This is a genomic window from Virgibacillus sp. GM2-2 (assembly GCF_055329585.1).
Map to the genome: position 1 here is coordinate 1 of NZ_JBUZWC010000134.1, position 248 is coordinate 248.

Genomic DNA, 248 nt, shown 5'->3' on the forward strand with positions numbered 1-248 from the left:
GCCTACGTCACCAGCATGAAGCCGGGCAACATCCTGTTCCTCGTCGGCGCGGCCTTCTCGCTGGCAGCCGCGGCCTTCTTCCCGGCCCTGGTCTGTGGCGTGTTCTGGAAGCGGGCCAACAGGCTGGGCGCGATCCTCGGCATGGTGCTGGGTCTGGGCGTGACGATGTACTACATGGTCCAGACCTACCCGTTCTTCGGCATCAAAGCGCCGCTGTGGTGGGACATCGACCCGATCTCGTCGGGCAT

General features: G+C 64.9%; 1 protein-coding gene. It reads left to right on the forward strand.

The features are described 5' to 3' along the window. Positions 1–248, forward strand: a 248-nt coding sequence (locus ACY9Z2_RS19255) for a sodium:solute symporter family transporter (protein ID WP_463611287.1), incomplete at both ends; no start/stop codon positions are given.